The sequence below is a fragment of the Sphingopyxis sp. genome (assembly GCF_035565275.1).
Classification (GTDB): domain Bacteria; phylum Pseudomonadota; class Alphaproteobacteria; order Sphingomonadales; family Sphingomonadaceae; genus Sphingopyxis.
In genome coordinates this window covers 1-14,556 of the sequence record NZ_DATMST010000216.1, presented here as the reverse complement: position 1 = coordinate 14,556, position 14,556 = coordinate 1, and the positions used below count along the sequence as shown (strand labels likewise).

The 14,556-nt window shown below is 62.5% G+C and carries 13 protein-coding genes; 6 read left to right on the top strand and 7 right to left on the bottom strand.

Features of this window, described 5'->3' with window-relative positions; genetic code table 11:
* Nucleotides 1–1,425, bottom strand: a 1,425-nt coding sequence (pabB, locus tag VN047_RS15125; protein ID WP_325544066.1) for an aminodeoxychorismate synthase component I, incomplete at its 3' end; no start/stop codon positions are given.
* A gap of 31 nt (nucleotides 1,426–1,456) precedes the next feature.
* Entirely contained in the window at nucleotides 1,457–2,005 is a 549-nt protein-coding gene (locus VN047_RS15120; RefSeq protein WP_325544064.1) for a hypothetical protein, read from the bottom strand.
* Between the two features lie 139 nt (nucleotides 2,006–2,144).
* On the opposite strand from VN047_RS15120, the gene VN047_RS15115 reads away from it, so the two are divergent.
* Complete coding sequence (locus VN047_RS15115) at nucleotides 2,145–3,818, top strand: AMP-binding protein (RefSeq protein WP_325544062.1); 1,674 nt, start codon at nucleotides 2,145–2,147, stop codon at nucleotides 3,816–3,818.
* 11 nt (nucleotides 3,819–3,829) lie between these two features.
* Here VN047_RS15115 and VN047_RS15110 read toward each other — a convergent pair whose 3' ends face one another.
* Together VN047_RS15110 and VN047_RS15105 are read right to left on the bottom strand one after the other, a co-directional pair.
* On the bottom strand, nucleotides 3,830–4,270 hold the full coding sequence (locus tag VN047_RS15110) for a DUF2147 domain-containing protein (RefSeq protein WP_325544060.1): 441 nt from the start codon (nucleotides 4,268–4,270) through the stop codon (nucleotides 3,830–3,832).
* A complete protein-coding gene (locus VN047_RS15105) occupies nucleotides 4,267–5,124 on the bottom strand; it encodes a metal-dependent hydrolase (protein WP_325544058.1) in 858 nt (285 codons plus the stop codon). Before VN047_RS15105 ends, VN047_RS15110 begins: the two co-directional genes overlap by 4 nt.
* 205 nt (nucleotides 5,125–5,329) lie before the next feature.
* Here VN047_RS15105 and VN047_RS15100 point away from each other — a divergent pair, with 205 nt between their 5' ends.
* A complete protein-coding gene (locus tag VN047_RS15100) occupies nucleotides 5,330–5,956 on the top strand; it encodes a TetR/AcrR family transcriptional regulator (RefSeq protein WP_325544056.1) in 627 nt (208 codons plus the stop codon).
* A 42-nt stretch (nucleotides 5,957–5,998) separates the two neighbouring features.
* On the opposite strand, the gene VN047_RS15095 is transcribed toward VN047_RS15100, so the two are convergent.
* From VN047_RS15095 to VN047_RS15085, 3 genes are all read right to left on the bottom strand, one after another.
* Nucleotides 5,999–8,212, bottom strand: a complete 2,214-nt coding sequence (locus VN047_RS15095) for a hypothetical protein (RefSeq protein ID WP_325544054.1) — start codon at nucleotides 8,210–8,212, stop codon at nucleotides 5,999–6,001.
* A gap of 353 nt (nucleotides 8,213–8,565) precedes the next feature.
* A complete protein-coding gene (locus tag VN047_RS15090; protein WP_325544052.1) occupies nucleotides 8,566–9,087 on the bottom strand; it encodes a hypothetical protein in 522 nt (173 codons plus the stop codon).
* Between the two features lie 342 nt (nucleotides 9,088–9,429).
* A complete protein-coding gene (locus VN047_RS15085; protein ID WP_325544050.1) occupies nucleotides 9,430–12,483 on the bottom strand; it encodes a TonB-dependent receptor in 3,054 nt (1,017 codons plus the stop codon).
* Here VN047_RS15085 and VN047_RS15080 point away from each other — a divergent pair.
* The 4 genes from VN047_RS15080 to VN047_RS15065 all read left to right on the top strand — a co-directional run.
* Nucleotides 12,471–12,782: a hypothetical protein gene (locus VN047_RS15080; RefSeq protein WP_325544048.1), complete on the top strand. Its 312-nt coding sequence runs from the start codon at nucleotides 12,471–12,473 to the stop codon at nucleotides 12,780–12,782. The two genes, VN047_RS15085 and VN047_RS15080, sit on opposite strands and share 13 nt — an antisense overlap.
* Before the next feature lie 56 nt (nucleotides 12,783–12,838).
* On the top strand, nucleotides 12,839–13,273 hold the full coding sequence (locus VN047_RS15075) for a MerC domain-containing protein (RefSeq protein WP_414712715.1): 435 nt from the start codon (nucleotides 12,839–12,841) through the stop codon (nucleotides 13,271–13,273).
* 99 nt (nucleotides 13,274–13,372) lie between these two features.
* Nucleotides 13,373–13,837 carry a Fur family transcriptional regulator gene (locus VN047_RS15070; protein ID WP_325544046.1) on the top strand — a complete coding sequence of 155 codons (465 nt, stop codon included), beginning with the start codon at nucleotides 13,373–13,375 and terminating at the stop codon, nucleotides 13,835–13,837.
* 31 nt (nucleotides 13,838–13,868) lie between these two features.
* Nucleotides 13,869–14,556: hypothetical protein (locus VN047_RS15065; protein WP_325544044.1), on the top strand; the 688-nt coding region annotated here is incomplete at its 3' end.

Below are 14,556 nucleotides of genomic sequence, written 5' to 3'. Positions count from 1 at the left end.
CTCGATCGCGAGCGCGCCCGACGGTGCGAGCCGCATCCGGACGCGCGCGGCGCTGCGCATGCGGAAGGTCGCCGATTGCAGGCTGTTGCGCGCGCCGTGCCGGTCGAAGACGAAGTCCAGCGCCGCAGCACTCGCTTTCAGCCGCGCCAGATGGCCCTCGAGCCGCTGGATGCCTTCGACAGGGTCGAAGAACATGGTTTCGATCAAGTCGAAACTTTCGCCCGCTACGCTCACAAATTCCCCCTTGGCCAGACATTCGCGCCATTCCTCGCCCGGCACGCTGTCGGCGACTATACCCGATCCCAGTCCCAGCGTGGCGCACATCGGCGCGTCCTGCAACCCGCCCAGCGGCGGAAAGACCAGCGTCCGGATCGCGACATTGAATGCGGCGTCGCCCTCCGCTTCGATGAAACCGATCGACCCGGTATATATGCCGCGCGCGCCCTCTTCCAGCTCGTCGATGATTTCCATCGCCCGCGTCTTGGGCGCCCCGGTGATCGATCCGCATGGAAAAGCGGCGCGAAGAATATCGACCGCCCCCATGCCCTCGCCAAGCCGCGCGCTCACGTCGGACACAAGCTGGTGGATCGTCGGAAAGCTTTCGACGCGAAAAAGATCGGGCACCGCGACCGATCCAGGCACCGCGACCCGCGACAAGTCATTGCGGATGAGATCGACGATCATCAGGTTTTCGGCGCGCTGCTTGGGATCGCGCGCGAGTTCGGCCGCCGCACGCGCATCGGCCTCGGCATCGATCAGCCGCGCCGCCGTCCCCTTCATCGGCCGCGCCATTACCCTGCCCTCGCGCAGCGCGAAGAACAGCTCGGGTGACTGCGAGCTGATCGCCCGTTCGCCGGTCCAGATGAAACCGCCGTAGCCCGCGCGTGCGGTACGCCGTAGCCGCGCGTGGATCGCCAGCGGATTGCCCGCGACCGGCACATCGGCGCGAAAGGTCAGGTTCGCCTGATAGATGTCGCCCGCGCCGACATAATCGAGCACGCGCGCCACCGCCGCCTCATATTCCGCGCGGGTGATGCGCGGTGCGACGCTGCCGACCCATGCCCCCGCCAGATCGGGCAGCAGGGCCTCGACCGCGCCGGCGTCGATCCGCTCGATCCGCTCGAACAACCCGAACCAGCCGAGCGGCATATCCCCGCCACCATCGTCACCGACCGTCCCGCGCCATGCCGGGGCGAGCCCCTTCCCCGCCTCATAAGCCAGATAACCCGCGGCGTGGAGCCCGCGCCTCCGCGCCGCCTCCAGCGCATCGAACAGCGCCGGGACTTCTGCTGCGCGCTGTGCGATCAGGACGTCCACAGGCCTTTCGAACAGCCGTGCGGGCGCGGCGCCCGCAACGCGCGCGTCGTCGAGCAGCACGAAGGGCGGGCGCTCCTCGCCCGGCAAGGAAATGGCGGCTTTGGACATCAAGGATTGCCGCGGGCCGCCCCGCTACCGGTCAACGTTCGCGGCGGATGCGAAACGCGCGTCCACCATCTATCCTTGCAAGATAGCTGCCGAGCGCGGCAGCCTTGATGTTGATCTTCCTGCCGGGACGCACATCGAAAACCGTTCCGATACCATCGATCTGCACCCATATGGCATCATCCTCCAGCGTCAGACGATATTTCCCGGCCGCGTTCGTCGATACCGCCTTGATCGTGCTGTCGATGCTGGTGATCCGTTCTTCTTCCTTGTCGTCGTCGCCGCCGAACAGCGGACCCAGATTGGGCAGGGAAAAGCCGAACAGACCGCGGCGTGCCTTTTTCATCGTGGCCTGATCGGCAAAACTGATCTCGCGATTGGTATCGGCGGCCGACAATTCACCGACTTCGCGGTCAAAGCAGGCGAGGCGCGCCGTGGAGTCGACGATGTCGCGGCAGGCGTATAGCTCCTGAATCTGTACGGGCCGGGCCGTCGACTCCCTGTCCTTGGCGGCGGCGGGCATGGCAGCCACACAGGCAAGAAGGGCGAACGGCGCGGCGACCCGCGATGACAGTTGCGACATGGTGGAAACCCCTGGCGAGAAAGATGGCTCTGCCTAGCGGGAGCGACGGCGTGCCGCAAGCGCGAGCCGGTTGCGATGCCGGCTTACTTACCTTAGTGTCAGGAGATCGCCCGCGCGCTCGAAAGGACTTTTGCCTCCGATGGATAGCCTCTTTTCCTGGTCGACCGACTATCGCCATCCGACGGCATGGGACCAGGAATTCGCGCCGCTGTCACTTCCCGACATGCTGGCCGCCAGCGCGGCGCGGCGCGGCGACGCCCCGATGCTCGATTTCATGGGCCGGCAATTCGGATATGCCGAGGTCGCGCGCGGCGCGGCGCGCGTCGCGCGCGGACTCCAGCTCCTCGGGCTGGGCAAGGACAGCCGCGTCGGGCTCTTCCTTCCCAACGTTCCACACTATGTCGCGGCCTATTATGGCGCGCTCGCCGCCGGGGCGACGGTGGTCAATTTCTCGCCACTCTATACCGTTGCCGAACTCGAGGCGCAGGTCGAGGATTCGGGAACCGACACGCTCTTCACGGTCAGCGCCGCGGCGCTGCTCCCCACCGCGCTCAAGGTGCTCGACGGGTCAAGCCTCAAGCGGCTGGTCGTCGGTTCGGTCGCGGGCGGTCTTCCGGCCACCAAGTCGGTCCTCTATCGCCTGTTCAAGCGAAGCGAGGTCACACCGCTGCCCGACGACCCGCGCGTCATCCGCTTTTCAGCGCTCACCGACAATGATGGCCGGCCCGATCCCGTCGCGATCGATCCCGAACGCGATATCGCGCTGATTCAATATACCGGCGGCACCACCGGTACGCCCAAGGGCGCGATGCTGACGCACCAGAATCTGACCGCCAACGCGCGGCAGGTGAACGCGATCGATCCCGATCACGACGCCGAGGATCGCATCCTGGGCGCACTCCCCTTCTTTCACGTCTTCGCGAACACCTGCGTCCTTAACCGCACGGTCCTCAACGGCGGGACGATCACGATGCTGCCGCGTTTCGACGCGAAGCAGGCGCTTGAGGCGATCACGCGGACAAAGACAACCGCGCTTCCGGGCGTGCCGACGATGTACCAGGCGCTGCTCGATCATCCCGCCCTCGCCGCGACCGACTTCTCTTCCTTGCGCGTCTGTATTTCGGGCGGCGCGCCAATGTCCGCCGAACTGCGCGAGAAGTTTGTCGCCGCGACGGGCGCTTCGCTGGTCGAGGGTTATGGCCTCACCGAAAGTTCGGGCGTCGTCGCGACCAATCCTTATGAAGGACCCGTGCAGCCGGGCACGATCGGCCAGCCGCTTCCCGCAACGCACATCCGCCTGCTCGACAAGGAGGATCCGTCACGCGACGCGCCCGCGGGCGAACCCGGCGAACTGGCGGTCAAGGGGCCGCAGATCATGCAAGGCTACTGGAACCGGCCCGACGCCGACAAGGACAGCTTTACCGACGACGGCTGGCTCCGTACCGGCGATGTCGCAACGGTCGCAGCCGACGGCTATATCCGCATCGTCGACCGGCTCAAGGACATGATCGCGGTCGGCGGGTTCAAAGTCTATCCCAGTGTGATCGAGGCGCACCTGCACGAGCATCCCGCAGTGAAGGAAGCAATCGTGCTCGGCATTCCCGACGCGTATCGCGGCGAAGCGCCAAAGGCATTCGTCACGCTGGAGGACGGGTTCCACATCACGGGTGACGAACTCGCCGCGTGGCTCAATCCCCAGCTCGGCAAGCACGAGCGAGTGAACGCGGTCGATGTGCGGTTGAACCTGCCCAAGACGATGATCGGCAAGCTCGACCGGAAGGCACTCCGTACCGAAGAAGAAACCGCGCGGTAGCCGGGCGACGACTAGTCGACGCTCGCGCGGCCCGCTGCCCGCGTCCAGATCTTTGTCCGGCAGAATAGCGCGACGCAGCCCTTCAGTTCCAGCTTGCCATTGGCGAGCAGCTTCAGATAGCCGCGTCCCGCGCCATCGCCCGTTTCGGGATCATAGACCGGCCCGCCCTTCCATTCGACCGGGCCGCCGGCAAAGCCGTTGAGCACCACCAGCCCCTTGATCCGCCGCTGGCGGAGCCTGGCGTCCGAATTGCGGACGTCGCGAAGATCGGGATTGGCACGCAGGCGGCTTGCATCGACGACCCGGCCGCAAAGCGCCTTGCCGCAGCGGTAGATTTCGACACGGCCCCCCTCGGTGCCCGTCGCCCAGATACCGGTAATGTCGGCCGCCGATGCCGCCGCCGGCATGGCAAGAAGCCCGGCGACGACAAGGGGGAGAGCCAGTCTGGTCATGCAGCGGTCCTTTTCGGTTCTTTGCCTTCGAGCGCGGCGAGCGCCTTCGACAGGAGGGGCCGGTCGTCGATTTCCCACGGATGGAAACCGGGACGCATATAGGTGAACACCCCGGCGAGCAGCAAGCGCAGCGTGCCCGGGCGGCGATAGAGATAGGACAGGAGCCCGCGCCACGTCGCCCAATCGTTGCGGCCGTCCTGGCGCAGGAGGTCGGCCGTGTTGCGGAAGATCACATAGTGGAAGCGCATCGTCGTCACGCACATCACCGTGCTGCGCTTCAGCCAGCGCCTGAACGGGGTCATGTGCCGCGTCGCGTGCAGGTAGGTGTCGTACGCCACGGCCTTGTGCTCGATCTCTTCCATCGCGTGCCATTGCCACAGCCGCCGCGCCTCGTCGGTCGCGCCGGCCAGATGCTCGGGATCCGCGAGCGCGTCGTGCGCGAGCGTCGCGGTGAAATGTTCGAGCGCGCAGGTCGCGGCAAGCTGCTGGAGCGGCGAACGGCGCTTTACCCATGCGATCGTGCGGCGCGCGCGTTCCTCGAGCGGGGCGATATCGAACCCCGCATCCTCCGCCTGCCGGTTGAACACGACATGTTCGCGCGAATGCATCGATTCCTGATAGAGGAAATCGTCGATCTGGCTGCGCAGCGGCTCGGGCGTGTCGCTCCGGTAGTGGCGCACCGCGGTCATGAAGAATTTCTCGCCAACCGGAAATGTCGACGACAAGGCGTTGAAAAAGGCGGTGCGTCCGGGGTCGCTGCTATGCCACCAGCGCGGCGGCGCATCCTCGCGCCCGAACTTCAGATCGCGCTTTTTTATCTTCAGGTCCTGCGGCGTGTGCGGGCTTTGATGCATAATCACCTCGTAGCGACTCAAATAACATTGACATCAATGTATATATTGCAGCAGCACGAACGATGCAAGTGCCGTTTTGCAGCAGTTTCGCCAAGGCACGTGGACCGTTGTCCTGAATTATGCGGGGTTATGACTATTGCGTGCTTTGCGCTAAAGCGCTTGGGAACGGTTCCGGCGGGAGGAACTGCTGCGAGGAACGAAGACAATGGACAAGCAGGCGCCAGCACGCGTGAAGCGGCGCAAACGACTGGGCGCGGAGGTTCGCGAGGAAGGCCTGGCAGCGGCACGGGGCTTGCTGCTCAAGGGCGGACCTTCGGCGGTGACGCTGGCGAATATCGGTGACGAAATCGGCATGTCGCATGCCAATGTGCTCCATCATTTCGGGTCGGCGGCCAGCCTTCAATCGGCGCTGATGGGCTCGATGATCAACGACCTGACCGTCGCGCTCGACCATGTGGTCGAGATGCTCAAGACCGACGCCGCAGCCCCTCGCGCCATCGCCGACCGGGTGTTCGACGCGTTCGACAAGGGCGGCGCCGGACCGCTGGCGGCTTGGATCATCCTTTCGGGCGATGTCGGGCATCTGGAACCCGTGCGCGAAGCGGTGCGCGCGCTTGTCGAGGCGATCGTCGGCCAGGCGAGAGACGACGCCGCGCCTGAACGGGTTCGCCTCGCGGTGCTGATGATGGCGGTTACGGCGTTCGGCGATGCGGTGATCGGCCCGCATGTCCGCGACATGCTCGATCAGAAGGACGATGCGATGCGCGACCTGATCGCGCGCATTCTGCCCCTGTTCCTGATCCCGTCGGGCATTCCGCCCGCGATGCCCTGAACCCGCGTTTCCGGAGCGATCCGGGGGGCGACGCAAGGTGGGCTAGAATTGCTTCTGGACGCCGATCTGGATCGTGCGGCCCAGCGGATCGATTTCATGGCGCCGATATCCCGCCGGAACACTGCCATCGGCCAGCCTGACGCGGCGATAAGTGTCGAACAGATTCTGGACATCGAACGTGAGGCGGAGTTTCGAAAGCCAGGATTTCTTGCCCGACGCCTGCAGCAGGCGTCCGGGTTCGACGAACAACCCGAAATTGAACTGCGCCGTTGCCGGATAGAGAAAATCCCCCTGCCCGTCCGGACGCGCCGCATCGCGAACGCGAACCGCGCTTTGCCAGTTTCCGGCGAGACTTCCGCCCAGGCCCGGCCACCCGGCATTGACCTGCAGCCCCAGCGTGTGGTTCGACTGGCCGCCATTGCCGCCCAGCCGGTCGAGCACCGGCAATCCGGGCGCGATCAGCAGTTCGCTTCGAAGCTGCCAATTGTGGGTGAGCGACATCGTAATTTGCCCATTGTCCCATATCCGTGCTTTCGGAACCGCGCCGACCGGGGCCTTGGCCTTGCCTGCAAAGAACAGCGTGACACCGCTGCTGAGTTGCGACGTCAGATCGCGTTCGATCGGGATGGGACGGGCATCGATCGAAACGAGACGCCCCTCGGTATCGCGCACGATGCGGCCGGCGAAAACGCGTTCGGTCGCCGGGGTCAGCTGAGGAAATGATGTGATCCCGCCACGCGCGACCTCGCGCTGATAATATGTCGTCAACGTCACCAGCTGGCTGCCGAAAGGGCGCAGCGACGCGCGTAGCGAAAGCATATGCCGGCTACCTCGGCGAAGATCGGGGTTGCCCCCCGATATCCAGATCAGTTCGGTCGTTTCCTGCCGCGCATAGTCGTAGAGGCGTGCGGTGGTTTCCACACGCGGCGCGTTGAGCAGAGAGACAGACGGCACCATTTCCGAAAAGCTTGTCGATCCGCGCAGATCCAGCGCCTCGATCGGTGACCAGCTGAGCCCCGCAGAATATCGCACGCTCCGCTTTTCCCGCGAAGCCATATCCATACCGCCTGTCAGGTCGACCGAAATATCGCCGAGCGCGGCGAGGAAGGACATTCGGCGGCTGGTGATCGGGATGGCAAGCGACATCTGGGTCGTCAGCTGATCGCGCTGGAGCGTGTCGGCATATCCGTCGCTGCGCCGGGAAAACGACGTGTTGCGACTCCCGCCAATCGCGAAGTTCGACGTCAACGGTCCTGCCGGCAGCGTTGCAACCATCTTGTCGACATTCAGCTGGACGGACCAGTTTTCGTTCCGCGAGGAACTCCTGTCGACCCGTAACGGCGCCTTCTTTCCAAACAGGTTCTTGCTCCAGCTCCGGCCATAGCTGGCGGCAATATTGGTACGAAAATCACCAACAGATCCCGAAAGCCCGGCCGACACACCAACCGACCGTGAATCCTGCCTTTCCTGCAAGACCCTGGATTCATCCTGCCCCAGCAGGCCGCGGCTTGCGCTGGCCCCGGCGTTAAGGCTCAGCGAGCCCGAGAAATCACCGACCGGATGCGTGATACCGGCGTTGACGTCGAGATTATGCGTGGATGGGAACAGGCTTTTATACCGGTCCTCGTCATCGAATTCCGGGAACCGCTGGCTGCGCAGCAATCGGCTCTCGCGTCCCAGCCGCGCGCCTGTGCTCCAGTAGGCCGACCCGTCGATCGCGACGCGGTTCACCGACAGCGTCTCGCCATCGCGTCCGCCGGATGTCGGCTGCGTCAGCGTCGAACCCGTGGTCCAGCTGGCGAAATGCGGCTTAAGCACAATGTTCACCACCCGCTGCTCGGCAGGATAGCCATAGCGTGCCGCAGCTTCGGGAGGCAGGATGGCCAGCCGATTCAATGCCTCTGGCGGAAAGCCCTCGATCATCGACGTATCGCCGACACGCTGGCCGTTGACGAGCAGCGCCGGCGGCTTGTCCCGGCCGCCGATCAGCGGCGCGAGATTGCCGATCAGTTCACGGATGCTGAAGGCGCCATAGGTTGCGATCCGTTCCTCGTCGAGCTCGGTCTCGGGCTCGACCAGCGCTTCGCCGCGGCGCGCCGTAACGACGATGTCTCTATCCAGCCAGGATGCCGGGTCGGATCCCGTAGCAGGCGCCGGATCATCTGCGGCTGCGGTGGATTCCTTTCCACTTGTTTCCGCAGGCGGGCCTGCCTCGCACGGTCCCGCGCCGGCCAGACATAGAAAGGCCGCGATCAACGAAACCGGCAGGTAAAATGGTCCGCGACGGGTCGGACAATCCCGTATGGCAGCGACGGCTTCACAGAAATTCCGAAGAGCCAAAATTGTCTCGCAATCAGTTAGAACCTGTCCACCTCCCGACAGCGATCGCAACCGAAATCACCGAAGGTTACGCGAGCCGGGATGATTCCCTTGATCCTGCACGAGGGATTGCCCCCGTCGGGAAGGTCCGACATTTGAACAACTCCGTGTCTCGCAAAGCGCGGCCGATAGTTTGCCAAAACATGTCGCTGAAAAGGACGGGCACCTTGAACGGGTGCCCGCCGATTGGAGCCGCCATCCGGGTCGGACCGCGGCTCCGAGAGGAAGCGTTACGGGTTGAAGACGCTAAGCGGCGGAGTCGCCGCGGTCTGGCTGAGGACACCCCGGATCCGGCAAGGGGGGCTCGAGGCCGGGACACCGGGGATGTTCGAGAGTACATCCTGGAACGTAATGGTGCGCGGCGTCGGCGGCCCGTTGCCGCCCCAAATAAAAGAGAGGCTTCCGCTGCACGTACCGGAGGGAAACGCAATATTCACCGTAACGGCCGGCACCTTGACGACCGGCAATGCTGACACATCGAGAGGAGCGCTGGGAAGGCCAGTGAAGGTGATACCCGGGCAGATGAGGCCGCTGGAGAGAGTAACCGACTGCAGTCGGGGAACGCCCGACGTAACCTGAACCTTGGCGTCGACGTTGCACGTCGTCCATATCCCCAGACTTTTTTGAACGTCCAGAGTCCCCGTAAAACTGTGCGGGGTAGTCGGAGTAGTATCCGGAGTGGCGCTGGCCTGGGCTACGCCCGGAATAGCCAGCAAAATCGCGGCCGCGCAAATAACAGAGAACTTCTTCATATCAACTCTCCTGTTAGCTGTTTAATTATAGTTAAGCATCAAACGAATCGATGCGAATTAAAAATATTGTCTCTATAAAAAATAGTCAATATTAAATATTGATTCACTAATATGTGTATAAATACTTAAATCAAACAAGCCAAATAGATTGCCTCTGCAGAAGCAGAGCTTCTACATTATATTATCAGATACTTATAACTTTCAGTATTATTCAAATATCAATCGTTAAATGCTATTCTCATCCACGACCCGAAACGGGACCGGACGCGTCGATAGTCCATTTACAAACCCTGCCCTCGCTCTCGCCGGAGGCGTCAGCGCCGAAACAGGATATGCTCACCATCAGAACCGCTTCGTCGCGCTGAACCCGATAATGCGCGGATCAAGCGTGAAGACGTTGGTGCTGAGCAGGGAATCGTCGCTGTTGGTAAAGGCGTCGGTGATCGGTGTCTTGTTGAAGACGTTTTTGACATAGAGTTGCAGCGCAAAATCATCCGCCGGCCGCGTGAGCGTGATCGCGAGGTTGACATTGTCCCACGCCCTCAGCCGATCATATTCGGTGTTGTAGACGCGCGCGAAGCTCTTCGACTGGCGGTAATAATCACCACGGAACGTCAGTTCCCAATCGCCGCCGCCGATGATGGCCGTATATTGCGCGCCCAGATTAAAGGTTACGCGAGGCGAGTTGGGCAATTCATTGCCGCCAAGGTCGGCAAAGAAGCCGCGTCCGCCATTGGGCGCGCCGCTGACCTGGCCGCGCCAGGCATTGGGATTCGCCGGATCGTAGGGCACGATCGCACCGACCGTGGCGGGATTATAGGCTGCAAAGGGATCGTAAGTGAAGCCATAAGCCTGTGCCAGATAGCCGAGTACGTCAGTCGCGGGATCGAAGGTACCGAAGGACTTGGATTGGCCGCACAAGGCGTAAGTAGCCCCGATATTTGCACCGGACGGGTCCAATTCCATGATCCGTTCGACATAAGCGCGCGGCGCAATACAATTGGAGGGGACCTGGAGGAACGGCCTGACCACGACCCAATCATCATCACCTTGCGTGCGATTCATGACATCGATCGATTGCGAGCCTTCCTTCAACCGGGTTTTCAGATAACCAAGATTGGCATCGACGCGGAAGGCGCGCGATGGCCGCCAGGCCGCTTCGAATTCCAGACCCCAGCTCGTTGCATCGAAATTTTCGTTGAGCGCGATCCGGTCCACAATCTGCGAGACCTGATAATCCTTGTAGTCATAATAGAAACCGGTGGCGTTAAGGGTGAAACGCCCGCCATCGAAACTATTCTTTATACCCACTTCAAAGGCGTTGACATATTCAGCCTTGAACGTGGGAGAAATGTCGGAAAACTGAACATTTACATCGGAGATACCGGGGCGCGCCGGGTTGGCCCCGCCGCCCTTGTACCCGCGTGAAGCCGACGCATAGACCAGGCTGTCGTCGGTAAATGCCCAGTCCGGTTTCCAGTCGATCACCAGTCGTCCGGTCGGTTTTGTCCAGCGCTGAACGAGCGGCGCATTGGCCGGATATCCGCCGCTGACGGAACCGCCGCTGGTCCCGCCACCGCCGAGGAGAAGCTGGCTGGGGTAAAGGACGGCGCGTTTGCTGTCACGGGTCAGGCGCAGCCCGGCGGTGACCTTCACATTGTCGGTGACGTTCCAATAGCCTTCACCGAAAAAGCCCCAGCTTTTGGTGCGCACATTGTTGCGACTGCGAAAATAATTATGCCCCTGTTCGTCGAGTGAATCGATCGGATTGGGGTCGACATAGACACAATCCCCTGTCGTTACATCAGGACCGCAAAGGTCATATCTGTACGCGCCGTTGGACGTGCCATCATTAGCTCTATTATTCCGGTTATAGGCAATGAACGTGTAAAGATTGTTGAAAACGAAATAATCGTCTTGGGATTTGAAATCGAGATAATTGACGCCAAGGTTGAAGTTGAATGGCCCGTCGAAATCCGATTGCAGTCGGAATTCCTGCGACCATTGCCGACTGCGCGACCGGCTGAGATCCATCGAGAGAATCCGGTCCGAACATCCGAGTTGCGGGTCGCAGAATATCCCGCCCGGCGCCGCGTGCGACTGATCGATCGGCAAGGGCAAGTCCCCGAAAACCAGTGGCGGCAGGGGCGGCGGCAGCGGAATGATGACCTGCGGCGTGTTGTCCACCAATCCCGATGTATCGTTGAATATCGGCCCCGATACATAGCGATTATAGTCTTGGGTCGAAAAATATCGGTCGCGCGCATAGGCGGTCTGCGAAACAAATTTGACGGCATCGGTAACGTCGAATTCCAGATTGCCTTGGAATACATCATTTTTGGCCCGGAACACCGGATCGATGCTCGTCGCGATCTTGCGCAGATCGCGCGATTGCACGCCGTTGGCGAAGGGGTCGCCGGGTTTCAGACCCTCGACTTGGTTATATGTGCCCGGAACATACCCCATCCTCACAAATCCGCCATTGCCTGCGACCACCGCCGCGAAACCGCTGGCGTTGGGGGTCCCATAAGCCGCATCGTCGTAAAGCGAGCCGGGCAGACAGCCTTGGCTGAGGCGCCCCTGAACGGCTTCCGGAACAGCAACGCCGCCGATCGTCGCCGGCCCCGGATCGCGGGTGCAAAGCTGTTTGCCGGTGCGCGAGCGGTTGTCGTCTTCCTTGAAATGCTGCCAGATTACATTGGCCCTGAAGCGGTCGCTTGGCTCCCATGCGAGGCTGGCCCTGGTCGACCAGAGGTGACGATCATTGACGCGCCTTTGCGTGAACGTGTTGTAATCGAACCCGTCGCGACTGGTCAGCGCTCCCGCCACGCGCACCGCCAGCGTATCGGTCAACGGCACATTGACCATGGCCGACGCACGCATGCTTTTGAAATTGCCGACCTCGACCTTCGCGTCGAGCGCGAAGTCCGGACCCGGAAGCGCGGGGATGATGTTGACGACACCGCCCGTCGCGTTGCGGCCGTAAAGCGTGCCCTGCGGCCCGCGCAGCACCTCGATCCGCTGCATGTCGAAGAATTCCGACTCGAACAGCCGGTTGCGGATCAGCGGCGTGTTGTTGAAACTCACCGCGACCGCCGGATCGCTCGACGCCGAAATCGCCTTGGTCCCGATCCCGCGGATCGAGAAATTATACATGCTGAAATTGCTCTTCGAGAAATTCACGTTCGGCACGGCGCGAAGCAGTTCGGACCCGCCCTCGATCTTGTAATTGTCGAGCGCTTCGGCCGAAAAGGCCGAAATCGCGATGGGAACGTCGGTCAGCCGCTCTTCGCGCTTCTGTGCGGTAACGATAATGATATTGCCATCGGCGGTATCCGCCTGCGGCTCGCCGCTGCCGTCCTGCGCGACCGCCGGCGACGACAATGCGACCGCCATGGCAGCCAGACTGGCCATACACGGCGTATGCGCGATCCGAAGAACACCCATCCATCTCTCCCCTGATTATTGTGCCGGATCCCCGGCCGGAGCTTTCTCCTGTACTTATTGCTAATTACATTCACATCGATGTCAATGTTAATTTTATGTCAGGATCGATTCCTTTTTCCGGACCTTCACGCTTGAAAAATATGGCGATAAATCCCGGCGCCATCGGTCGCCAAACGGTCGGCGCGATGCAATCTGCGCCGGCGCCGCAAATCCGCGGGCAGAAGATCGCGAATGATGAGATGTTGTAACCTTTGTCATGATATGCCATAACGCTGGTCGCAAACCTGCTGAATTGGAGAATCGGGTGGCCGAGGTCGCCAGCACTGTCCCTGTCCAGTCGCGCTTCGGCGCGATGGTTCGGGCTGCGCGCGATTCGCGGCCGCTGACCTCGCTTTCGGGTGATCAGCTGGCGATGGGCCTGTCGGGCCTGTGTCTTGTCCACTGCCTCGCGACGACGATCTTCTTTGCCTCGATCGCTTCGGTCGGCGGGGTGTTTCTCGAAAACCACCTGTTCCACGAGATCGGGCTGATCGTCGCGATCGGCTTCGCGCTGATCACGCTTGTCTCTGGCGTACTCAGCCACGGCTATATGATGCCGTTCGCGGTCGGCAGCTTCGGGCTCGGCATGATGGCGGGCGCGCTGTCGCGGCCACACGACGGCAGCGAAGTGATCGCGACGATGATCGGCGTCGCGGTCGTCGCGCTCGGTCACGACCTCAACCGTCGCGCGCGGCACTGATCCCACCGCATCGGAGATGTCCGCAACTTGCGGGCGCCCCATAAACAGCCTACATTGAACCCTGTTAGCGCGGGATTTCCCTCGCATGAGGAAACGCCAATGGGCAAGCATGATCATCCGCACGTCGAGGCCAGCGGCGCCTCGCTCGCCAAGGCAGCGCAGACCGCGCTCGAGGGCGCGGGCGAGGCTTGGACCGACATGCGCGCCGAGATTTTCGACGCGGTCGCCGAGATCGGCAAGCCTGCCAGCGCGTATGAAATCGCCGATATCGTGTCGCAGAAGCGTGGCAAGCGGGTCGCGCCGAACAGCGTCTATCGCATCCTCGACCTGTTCGTGGCGAACAACCTCGTCCGCCGCGTGGAAAGCGCCAACGCTTTCGTCGCGAACAGCCATCCGGGTTGCCTCCACGACTGCATCTTCCTGATCTGCGACAGCTGCGGCACTGCAGTCCACGTCGACGACGACAAGCTCTCGACCGGCGTCCGCGCCGCGGCCGAAAAGACCGGCTTCGCTGCCGAGCGCCCGGTGATCGAGGTGCGCGGCAAATGCGCCGAGTGCCAATAAGGTGAGCCGCCGCGCTCCGCCGGACGGTTGAATGCCGATCGGGGGGCTTCAGCATTGGATCGAGGAACAGCGGACGCGCCCGCCCGCACCGACGCGCGCGTGGGTCTGGACCCTCGCCTTCGGGATCGCGACCCTGCTTTTCGGCCTCTATCTGACGCAGGTCTTTCCGCAGGGCGGACATGACATCGCGCCGGGCTATGGCTCGGCGGTGCTGGCGTTCGAATTCGCCGGCGGCCAAGCCGATCTCGAAGCGATCTTCGGTTTCTTCACCGATCCGCAGCAGGTGACGCGCCTTGCCGCGATGCGCACCGGCAACGAACGCGACTATCTCTATATGCTGCTCTACGCAGGCTTTCTCGTCAGCGGCTGCATCGCGTTGTGGCGCGAGCTTCGACATCGCGCGCTGCTCGCCGCCGCCCTGCTGCCGGCCGTCGCGGCGCTCTGCGACGCATGGGAGAACTGGCTGCTCTTCGACATCCAGGCCGCTTTCACGCTCGGCGACTATTCACCCGCGATGGCAAGCCTGCCTTACCCCGTGGCGGCGAAGTTCCTTTTGCTCGCGGCGACCAATGTCGCGATCGGCGCGGCGGCGACGCAGCTCGGCCGCTGGTGGGCGCTGTTCGGAACGGTGGCGATCCTCGCCGCGATCCCGACCGCCATGGCGATCATCACGCCCGCCGCCTTCGCGTGGGCGCTGATTCCGTCGGCCGCGGGCGGGT

What these genes read in the sequence shown, in the direction of transcription:
- VN047_RS15105 (WP_325544058.1), bottom strand. Translation starts at nt 5,124, where the DNA reads ATGCATCAAAGCCCGCACACGCCGCAGGACCTGAAGATAAAAAAGCGC.
- VN047_RS15115 (WP_325544062.1), top strand. Translation starts at nt 2,145, where the DNA reads ATGGATAGCCTCTTTTCCTGGTCGACCGACTATCGCCATCCGACGGCA.
- VN047_RS15120 (WP_325544064.1), bottom strand. Translation starts at nt 2,005, where the DNA reads ATGTCGCAACTGTCATCGCGGGTCGCCGCGCCGTTCGCCCTTCTTGCC.
- VN047_RS15100 (WP_325544056.1), top strand. Translation starts at nt 5,330, where the DNA reads ATGGACAAGCAGGCGCCAGCACGCGTGAAGCGGCGCAAACGACTGGGC.
- VN047_RS15090 (WP_325544052.1), bottom strand. Translation starts at nt 9,087, where the DNA reads ATGAAGAAGTTCTCTGTTATTTGCGCGGCCGCGATTTTGCTGGCTATT.
- VN047_RS15085 (WP_325544050.1), bottom strand. Translation starts at nt 12,483, where the DNA reads ATGGCGGTCGCATTGTCGTCGCCGGCGGTCGCGCAGGACGGCAGCGGC.
- VN047_RS15080 (WP_325544048.1), top strand. Translation starts at nt 12,471, where the DNA reads ATGCGACCGCCATGGCAGCCAGACTGGCCATACACGGCGTATGCGCGA.
- VN047_RS15070 (WP_325544046.1), top strand. Translation starts at nt 13,373, where the DNA reads ATGGGCAAGCATGATCATCCGCACGTCGAGGCCAGCGGCGCCTCGCTC.
- VN047_RS15110 (WP_325544060.1), bottom strand. Translation starts at nt 4,270, where the DNA reads ATGACCAGACTGGCTCTCCCCCTTGTCGTCGCCGGGCTTCTTGCCATG.